Annotated in this window: 22 protein-coding genes; 13 read left to right on the top strand and 9 right to left on the bottom strand. The window is 71.3% G+C overall.

Translation table 11 applies throughout. The features are described from left to right. Positions 1 to 2: 2 nt before the first annotated feature. Genes ACFQI8_RS05985 through ACFQI8_RS05970 form a run of 4 tightly spaced genes read right to left on the bottom strand, consistent with a single transcriptional unit; the run spans position 3 to position 2,126 of the window. On the bottom strand, positions 3 to 458 hold the full coding sequence (locus ACFQI8_RS05985) for a DUF302 domain-containing protein (RefSeq protein WP_390243390.1): 456 nt from the start codon (positions 456 to 458) through the stop codon (positions 3 to 5). A 50-nt stretch (positions 459 to 508) separates the two neighbouring features. Then, positions 509 to 1,174 carry a GrpB family protein gene (locus tag ACFQI8_RS05980; RefSeq protein WP_390243389.1) on the bottom strand — a complete coding sequence of 222 codons (666 nt, stop codon included), beginning with the start codon at positions 1,172 to 1,174 and terminating at the stop codon, positions 509 to 511. Beyond that, positions 1,171 to 1,842 (bottom strand): CPBP family glutamic-type intramembrane protease, encoded by a 672-nt coding sequence (locus ACFQI8_RS05975; RefSeq protein WP_390243388.1) that lies wholly within the window; start codon positions 1,840 to 1,842, stop codon positions 1,171 to 1,173. The genes ACFQI8_RS05980 and ACFQI8_RS05975 overlap by 4 nt, the downstream gene beginning before the upstream one ends. Positions 1,843 to 1,844: 2 nt before the next feature. Further along, positions 1,845 to 2,126 (bottom strand): DUF5789 family protein, encoded by a 282-nt coding sequence (locus ACFQI8_RS05970; RefSeq protein WP_390243386.1) that lies wholly within the window; start codon positions 2,124 to 2,126, stop codon positions 1,845 to 1,847. Positions 2,127 to 2,297: 171 nt separating this feature from the next. On the opposite strand from ACFQI8_RS05970, the gene ACFQI8_RS05965 reads away from it, so the two are divergent. Further along, a complete protein-coding gene (locus tag ACFQI8_RS05965; protein WP_390243385.1) occupies positions 2,298 to 3,308 on the top strand; it encodes a cell division protein CdpA domain-containing protein in 1,011 nt (336 codons plus the stop codon). A gap of 45 nt (positions 3,309 to 3,353) precedes the next feature. Here the strand turns inward: ACFQI8_RS05965 and ACFQI8_RS05960 are convergent, their stop codons facing one another. The 3 genes from ACFQI8_RS05960 to ACFQI8_RS05950 are packed head-to-tail and all read right to left on the bottom strand — an operon-like array spanning position 3,354 to position 6,098. Further along, on the bottom strand, positions 3,354 to 3,917 hold the full coding sequence (locus ACFQI8_RS05960) for a Mut7-C RNAse domain-containing protein (RefSeq protein WP_390243384.1): 564 nt from the start codon (positions 3,915 to 3,917) through the stop codon (positions 3,354 to 3,356). After that, entirely contained in the window at positions 3,910 to 5,661 is a 1,752-nt protein-coding gene (polX, locus tag ACFQI8_RS05955) for a DNA polymerase/3'-5' exonuclease PolX (protein WP_390243382.1), read from the bottom strand. Before polX ends, ACFQI8_RS05960 begins: the two co-directional genes overlap by 8 nt. After that, positions 5,658 to 6,098, bottom strand: a complete 441-nt coding sequence (locus ACFQI8_RS05950; protein ID WP_390243381.1) for a DUF5788 family protein — start codon at positions 6,096 to 6,098, stop codon at positions 5,658 to 5,660. The genes polX and ACFQI8_RS05950 overlap by 4 nt, the downstream gene beginning before the upstream one ends. A gap of 430 nt (positions 6,099 to 6,528) precedes the next feature. Between ACFQI8_RS05950 and ACFQI8_RS05945 the strand changes: the two genes are divergently transcribed. After that, entirely contained in the window at positions 6,529 to 7,878 is a 1,350-nt protein-coding gene (locus ACFQI8_RS05945; RefSeq protein ID WP_390243380.1) for an alkaline phosphatase family protein, read from the top strand. Between the two features lie 21 nt (positions 7,879 to 7,899). Here ACFQI8_RS05945 and ACFQI8_RS05940 read toward each other — a convergent pair whose 3' ends face one another. Continuing rightward, on the bottom strand, positions 7,900 to 9,003 hold the full coding sequence (locus ACFQI8_RS05940) for a glutamate-cysteine ligase family protein (RefSeq protein ID WP_390243378.1): 1,104 nt from the start codon (positions 9,001 to 9,003) through the stop codon (positions 7,900 to 7,902). A 204-nt stretch (positions 9,004 to 9,207) separates the two neighbouring features. Beyond that, the gene (locus ACFQI8_RS05935; protein WP_390243377.1) at positions 9,208 to 10,290 is read right to left on the bottom strand and encodes a tubulin/FtsZ family protein; all 1,083 of its coding nucleotides are present in this window, start codon (positions 10,288 to 10,290) and stop codon (positions 9,208 to 9,210) included. A gap of 119 nt (positions 10,291 to 10,409) precedes the next feature. Here ACFQI8_RS05935 and ACFQI8_RS05930 point away from each other — a divergent pair, with 119 nt between their 5' ends. The 11 genes from ACFQI8_RS05930 (at position 10,410) to ACFQI8_RS05880 (ending at position 22,770) form a co-directional block, all read left to right on the top strand. Next, a complete protein-coding gene (locus tag ACFQI8_RS05930; protein WP_390243376.1) occupies positions 10,410 to 11,042 on the top strand; it encodes a DUF7310 family coiled-coil domain-containing protein in 633 nt (210 codons plus the stop codon). Next, entirely contained in the window at positions 11,039 to 11,500 is a 462-nt protein-coding gene (locus tag ACFQI8_RS05925; RefSeq protein ID WP_390243375.1) for a DUF7311 family protein, read from the top strand. The genes ACFQI8_RS05930 and ACFQI8_RS05925 overlap by 4 nt, the downstream gene beginning before the upstream one ends. 32 nt (positions 11,501 to 11,532) lie before the next feature. Continuing rightward, positions 11,533 to 13,515 (top strand): ATPase, T2SS/T4P/T4SS family, encoded by a 1,983-nt coding sequence (locus ACFQI8_RS05920; RefSeq protein ID WP_390243374.1) that lies wholly within the window; start codon positions 11,533 to 11,535, stop codon positions 13,513 to 13,515. After that, on the top strand, positions 13,509 to 15,284 hold the full coding sequence (locus ACFQI8_RS05915) for a pilus assembly protein (RefSeq protein ID WP_390243373.1): 1,776 nt from the start codon (positions 13,509 to 13,511) through the stop codon (positions 15,282 to 15,284). The genes ACFQI8_RS05920 and ACFQI8_RS05915 overlap by 7 nt, the downstream gene beginning before the upstream one ends. Positions 15,285 to 15,338: 54 nt before the next feature. Next, a complete protein-coding gene (locus ACFQI8_RS05910) occupies positions 15,339 to 15,809 on the top strand; it encodes a DUF7283 family protein (RefSeq protein ID WP_390243371.1) in 471 nt (156 codons plus the stop codon). Further along, positions 15,787 to 16,179, top strand: coding sequence for a DUF7285 family protein (locus tag ACFQI8_RS05905; RefSeq protein WP_390243369.1), 393 nt, complete (start codon positions 15,787 to 15,789; stop codon positions 16,177 to 16,179). The genes ACFQI8_RS05910 and ACFQI8_RS05905 overlap by 23 nt, the downstream gene beginning before the upstream one ends. Beyond that, positions 16,176 to 17,060, top strand: coding sequence for a DUF7284 family protein (locus ACFQI8_RS05900; protein ID WP_390243367.1), 885 nt, complete (start codon positions 16,176 to 16,178; stop codon positions 17,058 to 17,060). Before ACFQI8_RS05905 ends, ACFQI8_RS05900 begins: the two co-directional genes overlap by 4 nt. Next, positions 17,048 to 20,113, top strand: a complete 3,066-nt coding sequence (locus ACFQI8_RS05895) for a DUF7286 family protein (protein WP_390243365.1) — start codon at positions 17,048 to 17,050, stop codon at positions 20,111 to 20,113. Before ACFQI8_RS05900 ends, ACFQI8_RS05895 begins: the two co-directional genes overlap by 13 nt. Positions 20,114 to 20,171: 58 nt before the next feature. Next, on the top strand, positions 20,172 to 20,591 hold the full coding sequence (locus ACFQI8_RS05890) for a DUF5791 family protein (RefSeq protein WP_390243364.1): 420 nt from the start codon (positions 20,172 to 20,174) through the stop codon (positions 20,589 to 20,591). Then, on the top strand, positions 20,588 to 21,484 hold the full coding sequence (locus tag ACFQI8_RS05885; protein WP_390243363.1) for an SDR family oxidoreductase: 897 nt from the start codon (positions 20,588 to 20,590) through the stop codon (positions 21,482 to 21,484). The genes ACFQI8_RS05890 and ACFQI8_RS05885 overlap by 4 nt, the downstream gene beginning before the upstream one ends. Positions 21,485 to 21,585: 101 nt before the next feature. Continuing rightward, positions 21,586 to 22,770 carry a DHH family phosphoesterase gene (locus ACFQI8_RS05880; RefSeq protein ID WP_390243361.1) on the top strand — a complete coding sequence of 395 codons (1,185 nt, stop codon included), beginning with the start codon at positions 21,586 to 21,588 and terminating at the stop codon, positions 22,768 to 22,770. Positions 22,771 to 22,813: the final 43 nt, after the last annotated feature.

The raw sequence follows: 22,813 nt of genomic DNA, 5'->3' as shown, positions 1-22,813 counted from the left end.
GACTACGCCTCGGCCGCGTCGAGGTTGGCGAGCGCCTGTTCGACGAGTTCGCCCGTGTCGGCGATGATGTCGGCCATCTCGTCGTTGTCGGGCGCGATGCCGATGAGGCGAGCGACGCGCATGATGCTCAGGTGGTAGACGACCTGCGTGCCCGGCTCTTCCTCCCAGATGACCACGTTGCACGGGAACAGTCCGCCCATCTTCTTGTCGGTGGCGTCGAGCGCGCGGTCCGCCATGTTCGGGTTACACGCGCCGAGGACGTAGTAGGGGTCGCGGCCGGCGTCGACCTTCTCGTTGAGCATCTCGGAGGGCGAAAATTCGGTGGCGACACCGAACCCGGCGTCGGTGAACGCCTCGCGGACGCGCTCGATTGCCGCTTCGTGTTCCATCTCGAGGACGACGCGTTCCTCGCCGATGTCTTCCGGTTTGATGGCGCTGGGGTCGATTGGGAGTGCCATGCATCTCCCTTGACTCCCCGGCGGGGAAAAGGTATGGTAGTGTGCTTGTCCTACACGAGCGAGTCGTCGTCTTCCCACGACGCGGCGTCGTCGAGCACGGATTCGACGAACGAAGCCTTCGCGTTCGTGTACTGACTCCGCTCGTCCGGGTGCGCCTCGGCGAGCCTACGCTTGTGTCGCTCGTACTCGGCCGCGAGGTCGCCGTCTGCGCGGAGGGCGTCGCGGAAGGTGACCTGCTCGCGGTGGCAGTCGCTCCCAACCTCGGTCACGGAGAGATAGTGCGTCCGCCGCTCGGGCGGGCCGCGAACGAAAAATCGGCGGTCGGGAACGTCGTCGTCGGGGCGCTCCTCGTAGCCCGCGGCTTCGAGTGCCCGCGCGACGCCCTCGGCGTCGTCGAGGTCGGAGACGAGGACGAGCAGGTCGACGATGGGTTTCGCGGCTAGCCCCGGAACCGCGGTGCTCCCGACGTGTTCGAATCGGACGCCCTCACCCCCATCGCACCCGTCGCCGCCATTGCCCCCGTCGTCGCCGTCGGCGTCACCACCGCTCTCGTTGTCGGCATAGAGTCGCGGTCGAAGACGCTCGACCTCGCGCTCGTACGCCTCGTGCCAGCGCGGGTCGTGCACGGCGAGTCCGACGGTGCCGCGGGCGAGGCCGAGCGACGGATATCGTTCGCCGTCCTCCGCGGGCCGGTCCTCGCCGTCGCCGTCGCTCATAGCGGAATCGGGAGCCACTGGAGCGCCGCGGCGACCCGGTCGGGCGGGAACAGCGGCGGGCGGAGCACGAGCCAGTCCAAGAGGACGAGGCCGCCGCCGTGGGCGACGATGGAGGGAAGAATGGAGTCGCTCTCGTAGTCGACGAGGCCGAACAGCACGTCCGTCGGGGCCGATAGGAGAATCTCTATCGGGGGTTTGCCGACGTGGTGAAAGGCGTAGAGAATCGGACTGATAAGCGCGCTCTTCCGACCGATTTCGCGGACGCCGACGCAGAGCAGGCCGCGGTAGTACGTCTCGGCGGCGACGACGACGAGCAGTTGCTGAGCGGCGTGCGGGAGAAAGTCCGCGAGCGCGGTCGAGGTGTGCCACATCGGATAGTACGCCCGAATCGACGGCAGGCTCGACCCGACGAGGTAGAAGGGGAGGACGAACAGCGCGAGCAAAAGCGTGTTTCGGAGCGCCGCGCGGTCGACGTTCCAGCCGAGGTTGCGGCCGTGGGCGAGCGCGAGCGCTCCGGGTACGAGGATGAACAGGAGGGCGTCGTGGACCGCGCGGTAGGTGAGGTCGCCGGCGGGAAGCGGCCAGAGGCTCCACGCGGCCCCGACGACGCCCCCGACGAGGAGGGCGCGGGAGAGCCACGAAAGTCTGGCGAGCCGGCGGCGTAACACCGTTAGTCCGTCTGAACCGGGCCGCGACCGACGATGTCGAGCACGTCGTCGACGAAGGCCTGTCGCGTCTCGAAGTACGTCTCGTCGGCCTCGGCGAGCACGTCGTCGAGGCTCTGGGGACCGTCGGGCGTGCGGATGACCGCGTCGCCCTCTTTGTTCAGGATACTGCTCTTTTCTTGCGGCCACGTCAGTCGGGAGGCGACGCGCGCGAGAGGCGCACCTTCGACGGACGCGCCCGTGCCGAGTTCGACGGCGGGTGCCTCGTCTGCTTCCTCGTCAGCCATGCGCGGGGATTAGCCACCGCGCATGATAATCCCTTCGAGATTCGCATGTGTCGCCGTCGCGCCGCCGGCGGCGTATCGGGTCGCCGTGCGCGTGTCGACGCCCTGCGACGTGTCGAGAAGTAGATACTCGTCTGACGCATCGTTTTAGGGACTGGTTTCGTAGTCGGGGCCATGACTAGTCTTTCGGAGGCGTACCACGGTGGCCGGGGCGGGCCGAGTCTCCGACGGCTGTCCCTGGGCTTCGGGGGGTTCCTCCTCGGCGTGTTGCTCGTCGTCGCGGGTATCGTCGTCGCGACCACCGACGTGTACACGTCCGGCGGGGCGAGCCTCGGCGAAGCGCGCGAACTCGGGGGCATCCTCGGAGGCATCGGCGTTCCCGCCGTCTTCCTCGGCGTCCTCGCGGTCCTCCCCGCGAGCCGTCGAACCCGCGCCGCGTCCCTCATCGGCGCGAGCATCGCCGTCCTCGGCGTCGCGCTCTTCTCGCACGCGTACCCCTGCCAGTGGACCGGCGCGACCTGCGGGGCCGGCCTCCCCGACCTCACGCTCGAAACCATCGCCGTCTACTTCTTCGGCACGGTCACGACGTTCTGGTGTCTGTTCGTCGGCGTCGCCAACTTCAAGACGCGGAACGACCCCGGCGGCACGGCCACGGTGCAGGTGACGAAGAAAGGCGAGACCCGCGTCGTCGAAGTCGAGAACGCCGGCGGCGGCGGACTCGGCGGCATCGGCTTCCTCGGCGGCACGCCCGACGGCGACGTCCAGACGCAGACGAACCAGTCGACCTCGACCGCCGGGTCGGGGGCGACCGCGAGCGCCGGCGCGACCGACGGCGGCGCGTCGACGCAGGACATCACCCCGCTCGACGTCGAACCCTCGGCGTCGCCCTCGTCCGACGGGGCGGACGCGACTCGGTCGCCGGGTTCGACGGGCGCGGCGACGAACCGCTCCGGCGTCGACACCGTCCAGTCGACCGAGTCCGCGCGCTCGCCGGCCGGCGCGGCCGACCACCCCGACGCGGACCGCCCCGCGAACGCCACGGTCGGCGACCGCTACTGCGGCAACTGCACGTACTTCGAGTACGTTCGCACCTCGGACGGACTCAAACCCTACTGCGCGGCCCACGACGAGATGATGCAGGACATGGAAGCCTGCGACGAGTGGTTCCCGCGCCGCCGCGAGTAGTCCCGTCGGTGCACCGCCGGCGGGGTGCCGGCACACTGCAGACCGTTACCGTTCTTCGCCGTTCAATCTCGCTTCCACGTCGCGCCAGTGGCTCCCGCGCCAGAACACCTGTCCGCAGTCCCGACACCGCCACAGCGCCGTCTCCGCCGGGTCGGGCGCGTAGTCGGGAACCGACTCGCCGCGGTCGACCGCCTCGACGCGGCCGTTACAGACCCCACAGCGCGACGGCTCCTCGTCCAGCGAGACCGCGAAGCCGACCGATTCGAGTTCGCGGAGTTGCGCGATTGGCTCCCGTTCGGCGAGGAGGACGCTCCGCGGCGCTCGCTCGGCCAGTCGCACGTCGCGAGTGAGGAGGACGCGCTCCTCGGCGTCCGCTCGCGCGAGCAGTCCGTCGTCGCCGGGGTCGGCTCGGGCGTCGCGGGCCCCGTCGGAGTCCTCCGCCGCGCCGCCGCGGTCGAGCGCGTACGCGGCGTCGTAGCCGCACATCCGCAGGTACGTTGTGAGCTTTCCGAGCATCACGTCCGCGAGGAGCGCGGTGTCGCCGGGGGCGGCGCGGTCGACGCCCGAGGCGACCGTGCCGGGGTGGTCGGCCCCAACGTCGTCAGTCACGGAGGAAGTCGGACAGCTCTTCGACCGACCGCGCGTTCAGCACGTCCGCGGTCTCTACCCAGCCGCGACGGGCCGTGTGGACCCCGTAGCGGGCGTGGTCGAGTTCGCCCGGTCGGTGGGCGTCGGTGTCGATGGCGACGGTCGCACCCGCCTCGACGGCGACTTTGAGCGCCTCGCCGTTCAGGTCGAGGCGGTACGGGCTGGCGTTGAGTTCGAGCGCGACACCGTGTTCGACGGCGGCCTCGGCGAGTCGCTCGTAGTCGAGGGGCAGGCCGGGTCGCCGGTTGATGAGTCGGCCGGTCGGGTGACCGAGGACGTTCACCGCGGGGTGTTCCATCGCGGTGACGAGCCGTTCGGTGGCCGTCTCGCGGTCCTGGTCGAGCGCGCTGTGAGGCGAGGCGACGACCACGTCGAGTTGGTCGAGTACGTCGTCGGCGACGGAGATGCCGCCCTCGGCGTCGATGTTGGCCTCGACGCCGGTGAACACCGCGACGTCGGCGTCTTCGGCGACGGCGCGCACCTCGGCAATCTGGTCGAGCAGGTCGTCGTCCTCGACGCCGACGCCGCCGACCATGCCGGGACCGGTGGCGTGGTCGGTGACGGCGTGGTAGTCGTAGCCGCGCTCCGCGGCGGCCGCGACCATCTCGGCGACCGTGTTGTCGCCGTCGGACCAGTCGGTGTGGGTGTGGAGGTCGCCGCGGAGGTCGCCCTCCGCGAGGAGGTCCGGGAGGTCACCGTCGGCGGCGCGCTCGATTTCGCCGGTGTCCTCGCGCATCTCCGGCGGGACGAGCGGGAGGTCGAGCGCGGCGTACATCGACGCCTCGGTGTCGCCGGCGACGCGCGTTCCGGCCCGCGGGCCGTCGTCGGGGTCGGCCACGTCCGAGACGTCGAACATCCCGTACTCGTTCATCTTGCGGCCGCGGTCGATGGCGATGTTGCGGAGGTGGACGTTGTGGTCCTTGCTCCCGGTGAAATACTGGAGCGCCGCGCCGTACTCCGCGGGGTCGACGACGCGGAGGTCGACCCGCATCCCGTTCACCCGGACGCTCGCCTTCTGCTCGCCCGCCTCGATGGTGTCGCCGACGAGGTCCCACGCGAGGAAGCGGTCGATGACGGCGTCGGCGTCGGCGCTCTCGGCGAGCACGTCGATGTCGCCGACCGTCTCGCGCCACCGCCGCATCGACCCCGCGGGTTCGACCCGCCCGACGGCGTCGTGGTCGCCGAGATACGCGAGCAGGTCGTCGGCGACGGGCCGCGCCTTCCCGAGCAGTTCGCGGCCGGTCGCCTCGCGGGCGAACTCGATGCCGTCGAGGATGTTCGCCTCCGTCTTCGCGCCGAACCCCTTGACCTCCTGTATCTTTCCCTCGCGGGCGGCCGCTTCGAGGTCGTCGAGGTCGGCGACGCCCAGCGCCTCGTACAGTTTGCCGACCGTCTTCGGGCCGACGCCCTCGACGCTCGTCAGCCCGGCCATGTCGGCCGGCAACTCCTCGCGGAGTTCGGCCAACTCCTCGATGCGACCCGTCTCGACGTACTCGACGATTTTCGAGGCGATGGCGTCGCCGACGCGGTCGATTTCCTGCACCGCGTCCTCGCCGTCCTCGGCGAGTCCCTCGACCGGCGTCGGGTGCTCGCGGACGTTCTCGGCGGCGCGGCGGTAGCTCGACGGCTTGTAGGCCACGTCTTTCGCCTCCAGCAGGTCGGCGAACTCCTCCAGCAGGCTCGCTATCTCGTCGTTTCGGCTCATCGACCGCCCCGTTTGCCTTTGCCACCGTCGCGCCCCAGCGCCTTCTTCAGGAAGTTCATCCAGCGCTTCTGGTCCGCGGCGTTCTGGAGGTTCTCTTCCTGTTCGAGGTCGACCGGCCGAAGCTGTTCGAGGGCGTTCAGCGCCCGGTCGATGCCGACGATGTCCTCTGCCAGTCGCTGGCCCTCGTCGTAGCTCACCTCGTTATCCTCGATTCGCTGGAGCCGTTCGAGGCGCTCGCGGCGGAGGTTCCGCTTCGCCTGGTCGACGCGCTCTTTCTCGCCCGACGGGACGGTGTCGCGGCGCTTTATCTCGAAGACGAACTCCCTGAGGTCTATCTCCTCGCCTTGGACCTCGATGCGGTCGGGAATCTGCGTGCCGACGGTCGCACCCTCCCGATTGACGCGCTCCAAGAGCTGTTTACGCTCGAACTCCTTCACGCCCTGTCGTTGTCCCGCACGGCACTTCGCTCCTTCGCCCGACGCGGTGCAACCCCCCCGTCGAATTGAGCGTTCCACCGAGAAACAGGTCCGAAGCCCCCGAATAGCGGGTATTCTCTCGGCTGTCGTACTCTCTCCTGAAATTTATTAATCGGTAACAACACTCTTAATAGTGTGGCGTTTCGGGCGCTTCCGGTGCGCGCGTTCGCGGCCAACCAGTTCGACCTGCAAGCGACCGGCGAGGTTCACGCCGTCGCCGGGTGTCGATGGCCTGGTTCGCGTCTGACAGGTCCTCGACGGGTCAGCATCCCACGGTCGCCCGGAGAGATTCGCCGCTTTCTCCGACAGCGGCCGCGTCTCCGTCGTCTCTCGTCGCAAGCCCCGGCGGAGAGACGAACCTTCTTATGGTTCGTCTCGGATACCGTGAGGTATGGGTTTGTTCGACCGTCTCCGCGGCAAAGACCACCCCCGCGTCGCCTTCATCGGCATCGACGGGGTCCCGTTCACTCTCCTCTCTGAGCACCCCGACGAGTTCCCCAACTTCGCGGCGCTGGCCGACGAGGGCTCGGCGGGCGACATCGACAGCATCGTCCCGCCGGAGTCCTCGGCGTGTTGGCCGGCGCTGACGACCGGCGTCAACCCCGGCGAGACCGGCGTCTACGGCTTCCAGGACCGCGAGGTCGGCTCCTACGACACGTACGTCCCGATGGGCCGCGACGTGCAGGCCACCCGCGTCTGGGACCGCGTCACCGACGCCGGTCGCAAGGCCACCGTGATGAACGTCCCCGTGACGTTCCCGCCCCAGCGCAACGTCCAGCGCATGGTCTCGGGGTTCCTCTCGCCCGGCGTCGACAAGGCCGCCTACCCCGACGACTTCCGCGACGCGCTCTCCGAGATGAACTACAAGATCGACGTGAACGCGAAACTCGGTCACGACGACGACAAGACCGCGTTCATGGAGGACGCCCGGAAGACGCTCGACCGGCGCTACGAGGCGTTCGAGCGCTACATCGACCAAGACGACTGGGACCTCTTTTTCGGCGTCTTCATGACGACCGACCGCGTCAACCACTTCCTGTTCAAGGACTACGAGCGCGACGAGCAGAACAAAGACGCCTTCATGGAGTTCTACCGCACCGTCGACGACTACCTCGGTCGCATCCGCGACGCCCTCCCCGAGGACGTGACGCTCATCGTCGCGTCCGACCACGGCTTTACCTCCCTCGACTACGAGGTCCACTGCAACACGTGGCTCGAAGAGAACGGCTGGCTCTCCTACGAGGACGACGACCACGACTCGCTTTCGGACATCGACGAGGACTCGAAGGCGTACTCGCTCATCCCCGGTCGGTTCTTCATCAACCTCGAAGGGCGCGAGCCCCGCGGGTCGGTCCCGCAGTCGGAGTACGAGGACGTCCGCGACGAGCTCAAGGCCGAACTCGAAGCGCTCGAAGGCCCCGACGGCAACAAGGTCGCAGACCGCGTCGTCATCAAGGAAGACGCCTTCCGCGGCGACCACGACGACATCGCCCCGGACCTCGTCGTCATCCCGAACCACGGCTTCGACCTGAAGTCCGGCTTCAAGGGCCACGACGACGTCTTCGGCGTCGGCCCCCGCAACGGCATGCACTCGTTCGACAACGCGACGCTGTACGTCGACGACCCCGGCGCAGTCATCGAGGACGCCGACCTCTACGACATCGCGCCGACCATCCTCGACCTGATGGACGTCGAGTACAGCCGCACCGACCTCGACGGCGCGAGCCTCATCCAGCAGTAAGCGGTCTGCGGTCTCTCACTCTCACTGCCGGACCGCGCTCCGAACGTCCCGTTCGAGCCGGTCGGCGTGAGTCAGTCGCAGTTCTCGCGCGTCCGCGGCCGTGACCGTCTCGCGGCCCTCTATCTCGTGCGACACCGGGCTGTAGGCGTCCACGTCGAACCCCATCCGGTCGAGGTACGACCGCACCTCCGCGGAGTCCAGTCCGTCCTCGATGGCGGCGTTGACGTACCGGAGCACCGCGTCGAACTCGGGGAGGACGACGTGGTCGTCCGTCACGCGCCCGCCGTCGCCGTCGATTCTGAGGGTCGCGTCGTCGAGGTGTTTCACCACGCCCGCGACGCTGTTCGCCAGTCTGACCACGTCGCTCGGGAGGGCGCAGTCCGGCGAGCGCCACTCGACCGTGCCGAACTCGGCTCTGAGTTGCACCGGCGTCCAGACCGCGCTCTCGGGGTCGAAGCTCGCCTCGATGGTCGCCCGGTCGACGCCCTTCCGTTCGGCGCGCACGACGAACTCCTCGAACCGGCGTTCGAGGCGGCGCGACCACTCCCGCGTGTCGTCGGCGTAGCGCCACAGCCGACCCTGATGCGGCACGTCGTCGTAGGTCATCCGGCGGTACAGCTTCGACCGCGCGCCCGCCGCCAGCCGACGACCGTCGAAGTACGGCGAGGAGTTCACGAGCGCCAGCGCGGGGTCCAGCGCCACGAGCGCGTTGTACTGGTCGATTTCGCGGCCGGGGCGCTGTTCGACGTGGACGTGCGTCCCCACGCAGTGTCGCGCGTACTGGAAGTCCGACCCGACGACGCGGTTCTGGATGCGCGTCCGGTCGCTCTTCAGTTCTGTCACCGCCTCGTCGCTGACCGGCGTGGCGAGCGGGACGAGTCGCTTTCCGACGTCCTCGGCCCGCGAGAGGACGTCGCCGAGCCGTTCGTACAGCTCCGCTCGCAACTCGGCCGGCGAGTCGCACGGCGTCGTCTTCACCTCCAACACCGGCTCGACGAACTCCCGTTCGGCCCCCGGCGAGGCGTCGACGAGCTCGCCCGGTTCGGTGAGCGACCCGTCCTCCTCGACGACCCAGTACTCGACTTCGACACTTCGCCGGAGCGGGTCCGAGGTCGACTCAGACATGACGATTCCGGCGTCGCGCCGAGTTGACAATCAGACTCATCGCTTTGTTCCTCCTTCTACGAGCATAGTTAACACATGACGCGCATGTGTGTCCCTACTAAAAAAGTATTCGCAGACCAAACGCTGTTCGCCGAATCGGTGGACGAACGTTCTGGAAACGTGGATTTCGGTGGTCGCTTTCCCCGTTAGAGGCCTCGGTCGTTCTCACAGCAGGTCGTCGAGGTCGTCGTTGCGCCACAGCTCCGTGGAGTCCGCTCGCGTGTCGGTCTTCGCCCGGTCGATGGCCTCGCGGGCGCGCTCCATGAACGCCTCGACCCGCTCGGAGCGTTCGACGCCGCCGAGGAGGACGAGCGACGCGAGTCGGCCGCTTTCCAGCGGGAAGTCGCCGCCGCGGACCTGCATACTGCCGGTCTCCTCTTCGACCCAGCGGCGCGCCCGCTCGACGCCCTTCCGCGGAATGGTGCCGGGTTCGCCGGCGACGACGACGAGCGCGGAGTCCGCGTCGCTCGCATCCGGCAGGCTCGTGCCCGTCAGGACGGCGCGGCGGGTCGTGCTCATGACCGCGTTGATGTTGTCCTCGGCGCTCGGGGAAGCCTCGGCGCTCGCGTAGCCGAGCGCGGCGATGCCCCCGGAACGGAGGGTGTTGATGACCTCGGAACTGTCGACGACGCTCTCACCGACGCCCTCGGTGGCTTCGCCGGCCGCGAGGAGCAGTCCGACGCGGCGAGCGATGGCCTCGTTGATGGCGTCGTAGCCCTCGCTCATCGATTCGCCGGCAGAGCGGAACGCGTCGTTGTCGACGAGGAGGACGGCGTCGGACTCGCGGGCGACGGTCTTGAGCGACCGGCCGGCGTTCACCTGATACAGCGCCCCTTCGTCCTCTCCGGGCAGGATGCCGAGGACGTACACCGGCACGTCGTAGACGCGGCGAAGCGCCTTCGCGAGGACGGGCGCGCCGCCCGAGCCGGAGCCGCCGCCGAGTCCGGCGACGACGAAAACCGACTCCGCCTCGGCCGTCACGCGGCCGTCGAGGGCGGACATGACCTCTGTCTGGTCGGCTTCCATGACCTCGGCGCCGAGTTCGTTGTCGCCGCCGACGCCGTGGCCGTTGACGCGGTCTTGGCCGATGAGTACGGTCTCGACTGGAAGCGACTGGAGGTCCGCTTTCGCGGTGTTCACCGCGACCGCGTCGAGCACCGCACCGAACCCCATCTCCCGGTCGAACGACTGGAGAGCCGACGCGAGCTTCCCACCCGCCTGCCCCACACCAATCAGGACGGTTTTCATACATGATTCACTCGGGCGGCCGCCTTGAACATTCCTCACGTGCAAACGGTTAGCACGCGACTGTTCGACGCGGGCGATGACCCGGAGCTTTATGACGGATGGCGGGACCACGCCGCTCCATGACGACTGACCCGACTCGCTCCGACGCCGCTATCGACGCCGAACTCGGTTCGCCCGCTTCCAGCGCCCCGCCCGCGGCGGACCGCACGGCCGCCCGCACCGCCGACCTCGCCGCGCGACTCGACGCGGTCGAACGCACCATCACCGACGGCGACGCCGACTTCTCGTCGCTCGAAGACCTCGCGGCCGTCGAGCGCCGGGTCTCCGACCTCGAATCGTCGGTCGAATCGCTCACCGAGCGCCTCGACGAGATGGACGCCGCGACGCAGGCGATGCGCGGCTACCTCGGCGGCGTCCGCGCGGTCAACGAGGACGTCGAACGCCGGGCGAACGCCGCGCTCGCCAAGGCCGAGTCGCTCGAATCGGAACTCATCGACGAGACGGCGTCGCCCGTGGGGTCGCGGTCGGCTGACGCGCTCGCCACGGAAGCGGCGTCGCACGTCGGCCGGTCGGATGGCGGAGACGGCGGTGACTCCCAGCGCGCCGAGGGGACCAGCACTGCCACCGGCCCCGCACCCGAGTCTCGCGCCGCGCTCGATTCCCGGACATCCACCGACTCTCGCGCACCCACCGATTCCCGCGACGACTCCGCCGACCGCGGACTGGCCGCTCGCCTCCGCGACGCGCTGTGATTCGCGTCGTCCTCACGTGTCTGCTCGCGGTCGCCATCGCGGGCGTCGTCTTCCCGGCGGCCGACGCGGCCCGAGCGGACGCGACGACCGTGAAAGTCGGCTCGATGGCCGACGACATCGCGCACGCCGCGACGGCGCTCGCGGCGGCGGAAGACCCGACGCCGGCCGGCGTCGCGGGCGCGCGACGGCACGTCGTCCTCGACGTTCCCGCCGGGTCGTGGCGGGCCGCCGGCGTCTCCAACCTCACGGTTCGCGGCGGCGACGGCGTCGAACTGGCGGCGGGTGTCGCCGGCGGCCCGACCGTCGTCCGTCGCGTCGGCGGCCCTCGAACTCGCGTCGCCGGCGACCGCCTCGTCCTCGAACCGGGCGAACACCGGCTCAGACTGACGCTCGAAGCCGACGCGGGCGGTTCGGTCGTCGTCATCGCCCCCGCGACGGCCAACTCGTCGGCGGCGTAGGTTCAAATACCCGGACGGGACCACGCCCCTGTATGCCCCTCGGCTCACCTTCCATCGGCTCCCTCTCAGAAACCGTCGCCGCGGCGCTCCCGGACGCGCTCGGCGACCGACTCGCCGACGCGACCGGCAGTCGGAACGCGTCCCGCGATTCCGCCGCCGACTGCGGCTGTGAACCCACCTTCTCGACGCCTACTGACCGCCCCGACGACGACACCGTGACGCTCGCGGTCGACGCCGGCGACTGCCCGCACCGCGGGTCGCTTTCGACCTCGGCCGCCTGTCGCGCGGCGGTCGTCGAGGCGCTCGAAGCCCGCGACGCCGACCGGCTCGTCGTCCGCGCCGACGGACTCGAACGCCGGTACGACGCCGACGCGACCGGCCTGCTCGTCGCCGCCGGCCGGTTCGCAGAGCGCGTCCGGTTCCGCGATGACCGCCTCGCCGACCGCGCCCGCGAGGACCCGCTCGGAGCCGCCCACGAGGCGACGGGTCGCGCGGGGCCGGTCCGCCGCGCGGCCGTCGAGACCGGGCTCGCGGAAGGCGCATCTCGGAGCGCCGATTACGGCGACGCCCTCCGGGCGGTCGTCGGGCCGACGCTCGCGCGCTCTCGCGTCGACCCCCGTCCGCCGGCCGATGGGCGACTCGTCGGGACGACCGACCTCGACACCGGCGCGGTCGCCCGCCAGTACGAGCGCCCGCGCGGTCCCGTCTACCACCTCACGCCGCCCGAATCGACGCTCGACCAGCGCGCCGCGCGGACGCTCGAAGCCGCCCACGACCGACTCGCCCGCGGCACCGTCGACGCCGGGCCGCGCGCACCGGGGCGCGCCGTCCGACTCGCCGCGGACGCGGACGCCCCAGTCGAGACGCTCGCGGCGATTCTGGCGAAGCATACCGCGGGCAACGGCGTCCTCGACGACCTGTTTTCGGACCCCGCGGTCTCGGACGTGTACGTCTCGACGCCCGCCGAGGAGAACCCGATTCGCGTCGTCGTCGACGGCGTCTCGATGCCGACGAATATCCGCCTCGCGCCCGGCGGCGCGGAGTCGCTCGCCTCCCGCCTGCGTCGCGTGAGCGGCGCGTCGTTCTCCCGCGCCGACCCGACGCTCGACACTGTCGTCGAAGCCGGCGGCGCGAACGTCCGAGTCGCGGGTGTGACCGCGCCCGCCAGCGATGGCCTCGGTTTCGCGTTCCGCCGCCACGACGAGACGCCGCTGACGCTCCCCGCGCTCGTCGCCAACGGGACGCTGTCGGCCGACGCCGCGGCGCTCTGCTCCCTCGCGGTCGAACGCGGAGCCTCGGTCCTCGTCGCCGGCTCGCGCGGGGCCGGCAAGACGACGTTTCTCGGCTCGCTCCTGTGGGAACTCCCGCGCGACGTTCGCACGGTGCTCATCGAGGACACGCCGGAGCTCCCGGCGTCGAGCCTGCTGAACGCCGACCGCGACGTGCAGACACTCCGAACCGACACGACCGGCGGCCCGGAGCCGACGCCGCAGGAGGCGCTTCACGCGGCGCTCCGACTGGGCGACGGCGCGCTCGCACTCGGGGAAGTCCGGGGCGAGGAGGCCGCCGTCCTCTACGAGGCGATGCGCGTCGGCGCGAACGCCAACGCGGTCCTCGGAACTATCCACGGCGACGGAGCCGCCGACGTGCGCGAACGCGTCGTCTCCGACCTCGGCGTCCCGGCGTCGTCGTTCGCCGCGACCGACCTCGTGGTCACCTGCGAACGCGCTGACGCACACCGCGTCGGCCGGGTCGAGGAGGTCCGTCCCGTCGGCGACGACGCGGCGTTCGAGACGCTGTTCGAACACGACGGTCGCGCCCTCGAACCCACGGGGTCGGTCGCGCGCGGCGACAGCCTCGCGGTCGAGTCGCTCGCGCGCCCCGGCGAGTCGTACGCGGACGTGCTCGACGCGCTCGACGCCCGCGCCGGTCGCCTCGCCTCGCTCGCCGAAACTGGGCAGACGACACCGGACGACCTCGCCGCGGCCCGCGCGGAGCGTGGTTCGGGATGCTGAACCCGGACCCGGAAACGGCCACGAACGCGGGCGCTGACTCCGATATGTCCCGGTTGGCCCACGCGGCCGCGACGACGCTCGCACGGCTCTCACCCGATTCCATCGACGCCGAGCCGAGCGACGAGCTCCGCCGCTCGCTGGCGTTTCTCGACGCCGGCCTCGCCCCTGAGACGGTCGTCGCCGCGGGCTACGGCGCGGCGCTCCCCGCCGGAGTGCTCGGCGGACTCGTCGCCCTCGTCGCTCGACTCCCGACCGTCACGGTCGTCTTCGTCGCGCTCGCGGCCGCGCTCGGCGCGACCCACGCGGTTCACACGCTCCCCGTCTGGCTGGCGACGCTCCGCCGGACGCGGGCGCTCGGGAACGCGCCGGAACTCGTCGGCCGCATCGCGCTTCGGATGCGCATCGAGCCGTCGGTCGAGCGGGCCAGCGCGTTCGCCGCACGCGGCGGCGACGACCCGCTTTCGGCCTCGCTCGCCGCGCACACCGACCGCGCCCGCGGAACGCCGACCGCGGGGCTTTCGGAGTTCGCCGACGCGTGGCGCGCGTGGTTCCCGGCGCTCGACCGCTCGACCGCGCTCCTGCAGACCGCCGCGGACGTTCCCGCCGGCGAGCGCGACCGGGCGCTCGACCGCGCCCACGAGGTCGTCCGCGAGGGGACCCGCGACCGACTCGCCGACTTCGTCGGCTCCGTCCGCGGACCGGTGACGGCGGTCTACGCCTTCGGCGTCCTACTCCCGCTCGCGCTGGTCGGCGCGCTCCCCGCCGCCGGCGTCGCCGGCGTCGGCGTCACCGCCGCGCACGTCGCATTCGTCTACGACGCGGTGCTTCCCGTCTGCCTCCTCGCCGCGGTCGGGTGGGTGCTCGTCCGCCGGCCGGTCGCGTTCGCGCCGCTCTCGGTCGCCGCCTCCCACCCCGCGGTCGACGACCACCGGCTCCCCGGCGTCGCCGGCGGCGCGGTCGCCGGCGTCGTCGGCTTCGTCGCCGCCGACGCGCTCGTCGCGCCGTGGCTCGCACCGCTCGCGGCCGTCGGTCTCGGAACCGGGACCGCGCTGTTCGTCGCGGCCCGTCCGGTCGTGGCGCTCAGAGCGCGCGTCCGCGCGGTCGAAGACGGTCTCCCCGACGCGCTCTATCTCGTCGGCCGCGCCGTCGGCGAGGGCGAGGCCGTCGAATCCGCACTCGCCCGCGCGGCGACCTCCATCCCGGGCGAAACCGGCGACCTGCTCGAAGAAGCGGTCGGCGTCCAGCGCCGCCTCCGCGTGGGCGTCGTCGAATCCTTCCGCGGCGAGTACGGCGTCCTCGAATCGACCCCGAGCCCCCGCGTCGCGGGCGTGGCGACGCTCCTCGGCCTCGCCGCCAGCGAGGGTCGCCCCGCCGGCCGCGCCATCGTCTCAATGGCCGACCAGCTCTCGGCCCTGTCCCGACTCGACGCCGAGGCCCGCCGCGAACTCGCGTCGGTCACGGAGACGCTGTCGAACACGGCCGCCGTCTTCGGGCCGCTCGTCGCCGGCGCGACCGTCGCGCTGGCCGACGGGATGGCCCCCGCGAAGACGCTCGACCAGACGGCCATCGGCGCGCCGCTTTCGACCGGTGACCTCGGACTGGCCGTCGGCGCGTACGTCCTCCTCTCGGCGGTCATCCTGACGACGCTCTCGGTCGGCGTCGAACACGGCCTCGACCGCCACCTCGTGGCCTCTCGCGTCGGCCGCGCGCTCGTGTCGGCGACGACGACGTTCGCCGTCGCGTTCGCCGCCGCGGGGGCGCTCGTCTGAGCCGCCGCGAGTCCGTGCTGAGGTTTATATACTCGGACGGGACCACCCCGGGCTATGCTCGACGCACCGCTCGATACGCTCTACACGTGGGCCGCGCTCTCGGTGGCCGCGACCGTTCTCGTCGGGACGGTCGCCGGGCTTCCGACCACGCCCGCGCCCGACGCCTCGGGAGTCGCCGACGCCGTCGACACCGTGGCCGTCGCCGAGTACGACGCGACAGCCGAACACCACCTCGACGCCGACGCCGTCCGCCTCGGCCCGCACCGCATCGGGCTCCGAAACGACGGCGGCGCGGCGCACGCCACGTTCGGCTTCGGGCCGGTCACGCCGGCGACGCCCGATTCTCGACTCGGGTCGGTCGCCGCCGGCACACCGCCGAGCGCCGTCTTCGACTCGCCCGCCGCGTTCGCCGCCGCGGCCGAGACCGCACGCGACCGGGACGCCTCGTGGCGCCCCGCCAGCGAACTGCTCGTCGTCCGCCACGTCAACTGGGAGGGAACGGATGTCACCGTCGTCTCGGCGTAGGGCCCAGACTTCGCCCGTCGCCGCACTCACCGCCTTGGTCGTCGTCTGCGCGGCGATTTCGTGCTACGCGACGGTACTCGACGACTCCTTGCCGACCGCCGACCGCGACCTCGCACCCGCCGCGCTGTCGAACGTCGAGTCCACGCTCGCGGACGACTCGGGCGTCGTCGTCGTCTCGCGGCTCTCGGACGCCCGCGACGCCTGTCCTGACGGCTTTTCTTGTCGCGTCGTCGTCGCAATCGACGACGACCGCCGCACCGTCGGTCCCGACGCGCCCGCCGACGCCGACGCCGACTCGACTCGGATCACCGCCCGCGTCGAACCCGGACGCGTCGGCTTCGGAACGCTCCGCGTCGAGGTGTGGCGATGACGGACCTCGTCTTCGACGTGACGGTGTGTCTGCTACTCGTGAGCGCGAGTATCGGCCTCGTCGTCACCGCGGACGCCGGCGCGAACACCGGCCTCGGCGGCGATGCCGCGGTCGACGCCGACGGGGTCGCCTCGTCGCTGGCGACGAGCACCGCGACGGTCAACTATTCGCTCGCCCCCGGCGTCGACGCGGCCGACCCGTCGTTGCTCGATGCCGACGGCGTCGACCCCCGCGAGCTCGAACGCACCGCCCACGGCAGTCTCGCCGGTCTCCTCGCCCGGGCAACGCTCGGTGCGGTCACCGTCGACGGCGCTCGCCTGAGCCGCGCTCACGACGACTTCCGCAAGCGGACCGCCGCCCGCGTCGCCTCCGAACTCCCGACCCGCGGCGTCTCCGTCGCCGTCTCGTGGACGCCGTTTCCCGGCTCGTCGGTCCGCGCGAGCGACACACTGGGTCCCGAGCCGCCGTCCTCGGCGACGGTTCACTCCGCGACGCTCGACGTGCCGAGCGGGTTCCCCGCGGCGCGCGAGGACGCGGTCGCCGCCAGCACCGACGGCTTCGACGCCGTCGCTCGACTCGTCGCAGACCGGACCGTCGCCGGGCTGTTCCCGCCGGCGCTCGCCCGGCTCGCGCTCCGTGGCGACGAACCGGTTTCGACTCTGATGGCCCATCGGTACGAGCGGGCCGGCGCGCTGGCGGGGGCGTCCGTCGCGCCCGAGGTCGCCCGCGAGGAGACCCGCGCCGCCAACGCCGACCTCGCGGCGGCGCTGAACCCGCGGTTCGCCGAGACGATGCGCGACCGGTACGACACCCCGCGCGCCGCCGCCGAGGCCGTCTCCGTTGGGCGCGTCACCGTCGTCGTCAGGACGTGGTCGCCGTGAGACTCGCCGACGACGACCGGGGCCGGGTTCCCTTCGCCCTGCTCGGCGTGTTACTGCTCGTCGGGAGCGCGACGTTCTCCGGCGCGCTCGCCGGCCACGACCCCGTGGCCGACCGGCGCGTCGACGACGCGATGGACCGCGCAACTGCGCAATCCGACGCCGCCATCCGCGCGGCCGTCGGCGACGCGGCGCGCGCGGCCGCGGCGAACCCCGTCACTTCGCCCGCGAACACGACCGTCGGACGACTGCTCTCCGACGAGCGCCCCTTCCGCGACTATCTCCGGCTCCGCATCGCGCTGGCCGCGACGGAGCGACTCCGCGCCGTCTCGGTCGCCCGCGGCGACGTGAACGCGACTGCGACCCTGCCGCGACCGACGAACGAGTCGAGCCTGCGAGACGCGATGGACCGCGTCTCCATTTCGAGTCGCGAGAACGGGACCGTCCTCGTCGCGACCGTCGAGAACGTCTCGGTCGAAGTCGCCCGCGGCGGCCGCACCGTCGCCGCGGAGTCTGTCACCGCGACGGTCGGCGTTCGGACGCCCGTCCTCGCGCTCCACGACCGGACCGAATCCTTCGAGCGCCGCCTCGACGCGAACGCGCTGGACGGCGGGACGCTCGACGCGACGGTGACGACCGCGCTGTGGGCCTCGGCGTGGACCCGCGGCTGGAGTCAGTACGCCGGCGCGCCCGTGGACAACGTCGTCTCGAACGACCACGCCGCGCTGGCGACGAACGCCGGCGTCCTCCTCGCCGAACAGCAGGCGTTCGGGGCGACGGACGCCGACGGCCGCGGTGCGACCGGTCGCGCCGCCGTCCGCGTCGGTGCCCAGAGCCTGCTTTCGCAGACCGGCGCTCCGGCCGCGCCCGAACTGGCGAACGCGCTTCCCGCCCCGAACCCGTCCGCGGAGTCGGCCGCGAGCGAGATACCGACGAACCGGACCATCAACGCCTCCGTCGGCTCCGCCGCCGACCACGCGCTTGTCGGCCTCCTTGACGGTCGCGGCGACGCGCCGACCTACGACGGCGTGGTCGCGGACGCCCACCGCGCCGCGGTCGAAATCGACGCGGAGACGGACGTTCTCTCCCGGACCGAAGACCCGCCGGAGAACTCCGGACGCGGGTGGACACTCGTCAGCATCTCGACCGACACGTCGTCGTCGGCCGAGACGGTGCCGACGAGAACTCCGGCGGTCGAAGCCGACACTGTCGTCGTCGACGCCGGCTCTCGCATCGTGACGACGGTCGAGACGACCACTCGAACGTTCCGTCGGGGCAACGAAACGCTCCAGACCGAAGCGCGGACGGAGACGAGGACGCGCGTCGACCTCGCGGCCGTCGTCGACCCGGCGACCGTCTCCGCCCCCGTGCGCCCCATCGACCCCGCGAGTACCCCCGGCGGCGCGCTCGACGGCGAGAACTTCGCCGCGGCCGCCGACGCGGCGGCGGACGCGGTCGTGACGCGCGGCGGATTCGACGACATCGCCTGCGACGTTGCGACCGGCAACCCGCCCGAGCCGCGGCAGGCGACCGCGCCGTCGGCCGCCGGCCTCGACCGCTGGGTTCGCTCGGACCTCGTCGCGCTCGCCGACCGGGTCAGAGACCGACGCGTGACGGCGTCCGCACGGCGAGTCGCCGCGGGCGAGGTGAACCTCGCCGCGGAACTCGCGGCCGACCTCCGCGCAGACCGCCGGGACCTCGTGGGCGCACCGGCCGCCTACGACGGTGTCGCGGACCGGACGCGCGTCGCGGTTCGCGCGACCTACCTCGACCGCGTGCTGGCGGCGCTCGACCGCCGGGCGAACCGGAGCGCGGCGGCGACCGGCGCGGCCGACAACGCGACCAGGGACGCGAACCTCGGGTCGCTCTCGGATGCGGTCCGCGCCGAGGAGGTCGCCCGCGCGGCGCTCGGCGAGACGCGGGCGGACGGCACGAACGGGACCGCCCGGGCCGGCGGCGTCAGATTCGTCCCCGACGCGGACCCGATGTACCTCTCGCTCGGCGGGCTCGATGGTGCCGCGGTCCCGACGGTCGCCCGCGGCGGTACCTATCACCCGCTCGTCGCCCGCAATACCAACCTGTTTACGCTCCCCTACGGCGACGCCGCCGACACCGTTCTCGAACCGGTGTTCGGCGCGAACCGCCGCGTCCCGCTTCGCGTCGCGGCTCGCGCGCTCCTCGCGGCCGACTCGGTCCTCGCGAACATGAACGGGACGAACGAGACGATTGCCGACCGCCGCGACAGGCTCGAAACCGCGGTCGACCGGTCGGTCGTTCCCGCGGAGGAGGCCGCCCGACACACGCTTCGCGAACACACCAACCACTCCGTGACGGAGCGCCAGCGGATTCTGGAGCGCTCGCTCGGCGCGTGGGACGACCCTGCTCACCGGGCGCTGGCGATTACGAACGGCTCCGCGGCGCGCGCAATCGCCGTCGAGGTGGCCGCCCCGGGAACCGTCGAGGCCGACCTCCTCGAACGCCGCCTCGACGTGGCGTTCAGAACCGTCCGCCGAGACCGCTCGACGACGGTCCCACAGCGGCTCACGAACCGGACGGTCGAACCCACGCGAACCGCCCGTCAGCAGGCCGTCGCCGACGTGGCGACCGACGCGGCGATGAACGCCACCGAGGACGCGGTCGCAGACCGCCTGAACGACACGCTCGACTCGCGGTTCGACACGTCGTTCAAGCGCGTCCCCGCCGGGATGCCGGTCGCGCCCGTCCCGGGGTACTGGTACGCGACGGTCAACGTCTGGGACGTGGCGGTCGCCGGCGAGTTCGCGCAGTTCCGCGTCCACGCCCGCGGCGACGCCGAGTCGCTGACGTACGCCCGCGACGGCTCGACGGTCGCGCTCGACTGGGACGACGACGGCGCCGCCGAGACGGTCGGCCGCGGCGACCGCGTCTCGTTCGACGTGGAGACGACAATCGTCGTCGCGGTGCCTCCGTCTGGCGTCGGCGTCGGCGACATCGACGGCAACGCGGACGAGCGCTCCGAGGGCTGGCAGGGAGGACCGGGCTGTACCGTCGCGGCCGACTGCCCCCTCGACGAGTAGCCGTCAATACGACCCGAGTGGCAACCGTTTTGCCGTCGGAACGCCGAACCCGCGGTGTATGTTGCACGACGCCGCCGCGGAGCCCGGAACCCTCTCGGCCGACGAGTTGCGGGCCGCCTACGAGGACGAGATTCGCCGCGCAGTCGACGCCGCAGGGCCGGAGACGGCCGCCGAGGCCGCCGGTGTCTCGGAGGCCGCGCTCTCGAACGGCGTGTTGGACCTCACGCTCGAACAGGCCGCGGCCGTCCTCGAACTCGCCGACGGCAATCCCGACGCTGACGCCATCGTCTGGGAATTCCGCGACCACCTCCTCATGGGCATGACGAGCGGCATCCTCGACGTTGACACGCTCGCCGCCGAGGTCGACCTCGACCTCTCCGGACAGGAGATTCAGCAGGCCATCGAGGGCCGCACCGCCGCCACGCTGAACGAACTGGCCGCCATCCACCACGTCATCGCCGTCCGAAACGAGCGATGAGAGTCGCCGTCCTCGGCTGTGGCTACGTCGGCCTCGAACTCGCCCGCACGCTCGTCGCCGACGGCCACGACGTGTGGGGCGTCCGCCGCTCCGACGAGGGTCTCGCCGCCGTCGAAGCGACCGGCGCGGAAGCGGTTCGCGCCGACGTGACCGACGCCGACTCCCTCGGGGCGGTCCCCGACGTGGACCACGTCGTCTTCGCCGCGAGTTCCGGCGGCCGCGGGGCCGACGCCGCCCGCACCGTCTTCGTCGAGGGACTCCGAACGGCAATCGACCAGTTCGCCGCCCGCGATTCGCCGCCCGAGCGACTCGTCTACACGTCGAGCACGGGCGTCTACGGCGACCACGGCGGCGACTTCGTCGACGAGTCGACGCCGCTGGACCCGACGACCGACAAGACGCGCGTTCTCGCGGAGGCCGAGCGCGTCGCCCGCGAGCACGCCGCAGAGCGCGGAATCGAAGGGACCGTCACCCGGTTCGCCGGGCTCTACGGTCCCGACCGCTATCGACTCGACCGCTATCTGCACGGCCCGGTCACGGCGGGCTACCTCAACATGGTCCACCGGGACGACGCCGCGGGCGTCGTCGCGTCCCTCCTCGAAACCGACCGCGCCCGCGACGACACCGTCCTCGTCGTCGACGACGAACCCGTCTCGAAACACGAGTTCGCCGACTGGCTGGCCGACGAATGTGGCGTCCCGCGCCCCGAAAAGCGCACCAAGCAAGAGCGCCTCGCCGACGGCGACCTCTCTGCGGCCGCCCGCCGCCGCATCCTGACGAGCAAGCGCTGTTCGAACGACCACCTCCGCGAACTCGGCTATTCGTTCGCGTATCCGACCTATCGGGAGGGCTACCGAGCGGCAATCGACGCGTATCGGGCGGGCGGCGACTGAGCGTATTCACGGCTCGACAGGTTCGAGCCGCCGAAATTCTGTCGCTCGGGATAACTCGATTAGGGGGAATATTCATACGGTAGGCCCCGGTCGTGTTGTGTATGTTGGGTCCGGTGGGGCAGTTCGACACGGGTGCTATCTTCGAGTCTCTCGACTCGTTCGTGCGCACTCACCCCGAGGTTGCGGCGGCGCTCGTCGTCGCGCTCGGTGCCCTCGCGCTCGTCGTCTACGCCGCGATTCGGTTCAAGCGGCCGATGGGCACGCGCTTCGCCGAGGCGTTGGCGGACGTCGACGAAATCGCCGTCCTCATGCATCCGAACCCGGACCCCGACGCCATGGCCGCGGCAATCGGCGTGGCCTGTCTCGCAGAGCAGGTCGGGACCACACCGACCATCCAGTTCGCCGGCCAGATTCGACACCAAGAAAATCGCGCGTTCCGAACCGTTCTTGAACTCGACTTAGACCCAATCGACCACGTGAGCGACCTCGCCGCCGAAGCGGTCGTCCTCGTCGACCACAACGAACCCCGCGGCTTCGCGGGCGCGGAGGGAATCCTCCCCTACGCCGTCGTCGACCACCACCCCGGCGACGGGACCGGCGAGGCGTTCACCGACGTGCGGACCGACTACGGCGCGTGTTCGAGCATCGTGGCCGAGTACTTCCGCGACGTGGGCGCGAAACCCGTCCCGCCGGACATGCACGCAAGCGAGGTGAACGCCTCCTACACCGTCCCCTCGCAGGTCGCCACGGGCCTCGTCTACGGGATTCTCACGGACACCAAACACCTCACTGCGGGCTGTTCGGCCGCGGACTTCGCCGCCGCCGGCTTCCTCTTTCCCGGCGTCAACGAGGACCACCTCGACCGCATCGCCAACCCCGAGGTCTCCCGCGAGGTGCTGGAGGCGAAAGCCCGCGCCATCGCCGGCCGCGACGTGCGCGGCCCCTTCGCCGTCGCCGACATCGGCACCATCTCGAACGTCGACGCCATCCCGCAGGCGGCCGACGAACTCATCCAACTCGAAGGCGTTACCGCGGCGGTCGTCTGCGGCGAACGCGAGAGCAACGTCTACCTCTCGGGGCGCTCCCGCGACGACCGGGTCCACATGGGCCGGACGCTGGAGTCCGTGCTCGACCACTACCGCGGGGCGAGCGCCGGCGGCCACGCCCGGATGGGCGGCGGACAGATAATCCGTCCCGACGCCGTCACCGACGGCGGCGACGGCGAGTCCGTCCCCCGCGACGAACTCGTCGAACACATCTTCGAGGCGCTGTCGGGCGATATCTGACCCTCGGACCTGACGGCCATCGCCGGACGCGGACCGGTGGCCC

Source organism: Haloferax chudinovii (genome assembly GCF_042663345.1).
GTDB lineage: Archaea > Halobacteriota > Halobacteria > Halobacteriales > Haloferacaceae > Haloferax > Haloferax chudinovii.
Note: the sequence above shows the minus strand (reverse complement) of the source record. Positions and strands in the feature narration are given on the sequence as shown.